This window comes from Candidatus Woesearchaeota archaeon, assembly GCA_003694805.1.
Classification (GTDB): domain Archaea; phylum Nanobdellota; class Nanobdellia; order Woesearchaeales; family J110; genus J110.
The window spans coordinates 1-3,760 of the sequence record RFJU01000039.1; the positions used below are offsets into that span (position 1 = coordinate 1).

Consider the following 3,760-nt stretch of genomic DNA (forward strand, 5'->3'; position numbering starts at 1 on the left):
ATATATAAGTATACAAATAAGTATACTCGTAGTCATTAGCGGTTGTGGCGTCACGTCCTTCTGCTTATGACGAGAAACGCACGAAGAATCTTGCAGGCCACCTGCAAGCCAATTCAGCAAAAAAATTGCGACGAAGGTGATGACCATGAACCAGAACAAGTTGGTACCATTACTCGTAGTACTAGCGAGCCTGACAGCCCTCAGTGCACTTGTCTTTGCACAAAACTACCCTGTCAGTCCACAAACACTAACCCAAGATTGGGAGTCAACATTTGACGTGAACAACTACCCTGCCCAGAGCAACGACGCCTTTGCAGGGAACATCACCCACCTCACCATCTTTGGCATAACCCAGACGAAAGCCTGGCAAGGCTACCTGGGAAACATCACCGGTACCATCGTCTTGGACGACGCGAACAACAACACCTTCTACAACTGGTCCGCAGCAGAACCACAAGGAGAAGTGTACGCGTCAACGAACATCACCATTGACTGGGCCAACATCGCCTGCTACAACTTCACTGCAACAGGAGGCGGCTACCGAAACGTCTCAATCCTCGAACAGGAGTTCAACATCCAAACCGACGACGTCGACGGCGTCAACGAAACATTCAATCTTACGAACCACCCGACACTCCACGTTGGCTACGTCACCCTAACGGGATGCCCAACGACGTACATCTTCCAAAATGACAACAGGCAAACAACGAACTTCCCCAACATGCTCCTCTACGACACAACGGGGAACGCACTCGTCTTTGCAACATTCATCGAGAACGACGAGTCGGGCAACACCACCGACATCAACGGCTACGACGGCAACCCAACAGACTTCCAAATGCTCGTTCTCGAAGACGGGCACGGCAACGACACCCAGACTACCACGTATTACTTCTGGGTCGAGCTAGAGTAGAGAGGCAACCCTCTCTCCTCCACTTTTTTTCTTTTTTTTCAGATCTGTTCACCACACATAACACGAGCACCCGACACAAAACATCGGACACAAAACACCGCCCCCACAACATCCTCCAAAAAGCGTACAAGGAAATCCAAAACAAACAGCAAAAACGAACCAAGAACATCAATGAACGTCAGACTCAATGAGCTTCAAACGAAGAATCCCTACTAAGAAACCAACTCAACGAAATTTAGATTGATGAAATCAAACTCCCTGAACGTGCCGAGCACGCAACAGGGGCTTGCGACGAAGGTGTGTAACAATGGAAAAAACCCCCCTTGCGGGAGCAGCACTCATCCTCCTTCTTGGAGTGCTCACTCTGCTCTTCTTCGTCCACAACACCGCTGCAGACCCCACAGGAGCTTCCTTCACGTCAAATATTACCTCATCAGCGTCATCAACAGCGCCGTCAGGAAGAGCAGACCCGCGCGGAACCATCACCACCCTCGCTCTTGACGCAGTTCAGCAAGTCCAACAATGGAAAGCATACGTGGGGAACGTCACCGGCCGCTTCACCCTCGACGATGCACAAGGATACACCATCTACGACTGGGATTTCGGCAACACGACCGTGACGGGCGAAGTGTACGCTTCAAGAAATAACTCCGTTTCGTGGGCGTCAATTACCTGCGCGAACACAACCATTATCGGCCAGGAAGAATCGGCACTCAACATGACCAGTTCAGAGCCGACCAGCATCACAAACACGTTCAACGAAACAACCCACGAAAGCTTCTACGTTGGAGCAACGCTCATATCCAACAGCACCTGCCCCAGCACGTTCACTTACATCAACTCCACTCGTCAAAACGTGAGCGAAACAGCCGACTTTCAAGAAATCCTCCTCCAATCAGGATCGACACTCGTCTACGCCACCATCATTGAAGACGACCTGACCGGCTATCGCAACACGACAACGTACGACTTCCAAATGCTCGTCGGAGAAAGCGACATAGCAGCAGCGCACACCTATTATTTTTACGTCGAACTCGGAAGCTAAACACAAGAAAACAAAACCAGCCAACAAAAAACCAACGACCAAGGAAACACAAAGGAAAACATAAAGGAGCACAACAATGCAACCAAACCAAGCTAAACAACCAGGCACTGGAACTGTCGGGGCACGACTTGTCTTCGTAGCAGTGCTCGTTCTCCTCGCAAGCGCTCCTTTCCTCCTTAGCTTCACTGCCGGGCCAAACTACCGCAACGTGAGCGTCGACGCCATCGTCAACGTCACCCAATCCCTGCCCGAAGTGCTCAGCGTCCTCATCAACGACGGATCAGGAAACATCACCCTCAATGCAGGAACGACAACCCTCATCACTTGCAACGCAACCATCCGAGACTATAACGGAGGAGGCACCCTTGCCAACGTGACAGCCACATTTTATGACAACAACACAGCAAGCGAAGGCTCACCGGACGACAACAACAACCATTACTCGAACACATCGTGCACTCAAGTGAATGTTAACGGCTACTACGCGAACTACACCTGCACCTTTAACGTCTACTACTATGCTAACAACGCGACATGGGTGTGCAACGTTACCGCTACTGACACGTACGACTTCAACGGCTCTGATTCGGGTTCAAATTACAACACGACGGCGATTAACCCTGTCTTGGCGTTGAACGTGACCAGTCCTATTGACTACGGCGATCTCGCTGTCGGAGACACGTCAGGCGCGATCGAAGCAAATGTCACTAACTTCGGAAACAGAGATATTAATGTCACTGTCTACGGGTACGGTGCAACCCCCGGCGACGGCCTGGCTATGGTTTGTCAAGTAGGGAACATTACGATAGCAAATGAGCGCTACAGTCTTAACTCTGCAGACACGTGGGCGGCGATGACCCCCTTGGCAAGCACGCCGGCCTACATTGCCAACCTCACCCTGCCGCAGCAAACCAACGATACCCAGGCAGTCATAAACAGCACGTACTGGAGGCTTTATGTTCCGCCGAACCCGTTCGGGCAGTGCAACGGCACCGTCGTGTTCCAAGCAGAGGAGGCGAATCCGTAAAGAAAAGTACACATCCAAGAGAGCATGAGTGCTCAAACACTCGTAGCGTTCACATTCACAGTGGCCACAGCGTTTACAGTTACACACCGCGTAAAGACTACAGCGCGCCGGGAGATCTTCTTTGGAAGGTCTCCCGGTGGCTTTTTTCTCCCCTCCATTTTTCTGCGCTCTTGATGCAGGAACAAAAGCAGGAACGCAGAGGAGGGAAGCAGGCGTGCTCGTTTCTACCGTTTTCCCTGTCGCCGCGTGCCTCCTGCTTTCGTTTGGCTCACAACCCAATCAGCGAAGTCCTTGTTCGCGCTCACGAGAAAACTGACGATGCGCGGAACAGTGTACGGATGCAGTGCACCAATTTCTCGTTTCACCTGCTCAACGTTTTCCTTGCTCGTTTTTGCCAGCAAAACAAACTCGCTCTCCTGTGCAATCGTTCCTTCCCACTCGTACACACTCTTTATCGGGCCGAAAATATTGCCGCACGCCGCGAGTTTTTTCTCAACCAGGCGAGTGGCAATCTGTTCTGCGAGCTCCTTGGAAGGAAGTGGCGTGTAAACAAAGACAACAGCTCCCATACCGTCGCCACTGCGTACGTTCTATAAAAAAGCATTGGCTCTGCCCAGGCGTGGATGATGGTTTTTCTCGCTTCTCCCGCGCCCCTTTATTTTTTTCCACCTTATTTTTTTCTATATTGAAAATTTTAATACGTTCCTTTCTTTTTCCTTCTTTTTCTTCAAGGTATATTTGCTTTTTTTGTTGGGGGTATTAAAAAAATTATTAA

General features: G+C 50.5%; 4 protein-coding genes. 3 read left to right on the forward strand and 1 reads right to left on the reverse strand.

The annotated features are described in order from the left end of the window. Window positions 1-145 precede the first annotated feature (145 nt). The 3 genes from D6783_01785 (at window position 146) to D6783_01795 (ending at window position 2,985) form a co-directional block, all read left to right on the forward strand. The gene (locus tag D6783_01785) at window positions 146-913 is read left to right on the forward strand and encodes a hypothetical protein (GenBank protein ID RME53530.1); all 768 of its coding nucleotides are present in this window, start codon (window positions 146-148) and stop codon (window positions 911-913) included. 307 nt (window positions 914-1,220) lie between these two features. Beyond that, the gene (locus D6783_01790) at window positions 1,221-1,958 is read left to right on the forward strand and encodes a hypothetical protein (GenBank protein RME53531.1); all 738 of its coding nucleotides are present in this window, start codon (window positions 1,221-1,223) and stop codon (window positions 1,956-1,958) included. A 142-nt stretch (window positions 1,959-2,100) separates the two neighbouring features. After that, complete coding sequence (locus tag D6783_01795) at window positions 2,101-2,985, forward strand: hypothetical protein (protein RME53532.1); 885 nt, start codon at window positions 2,101-2,103, stop codon at window positions 2,983-2,985. 224 nt (window positions 2,986-3,209) lie between these two features. Here D6783_01795 and D6783_01800 read toward each other — a convergent pair whose 3' ends face one another. Next, window positions 3,210-3,554, reverse strand: coding sequence for a divalent-cation tolerance protein CutA (locus tag D6783_01800; GenBank protein ID RME53533.1), 345 nt, complete (start codon window positions 3,552-3,554; stop codon window positions 3,210-3,212). Between the last annotated feature and the right edge of the window lie 206 nt (window positions 3,555-3,760).

Coding starts and splice junctions, on each gene's coding strand:
- D6783_01785 (RME53530.1), top strand. CDS start 146: ATGAACCAGAACAAGTTGGTACCATTACTCGTAGTACTAGCGAGCCTG.
- D6783_01790 (RME53531.1), top strand. CDS start 1,221: ATGGAAAAAACCCCCCTTGCGGGAGCAGCACTCATCCTCCTTCTTGGA.
- D6783_01800 (RME53533.1), bottom strand. CDS start 3,554: ATGGGAGCTGTTGTCTTTGTTTACACGCCACTTCCTTCCAAGGAGCTC.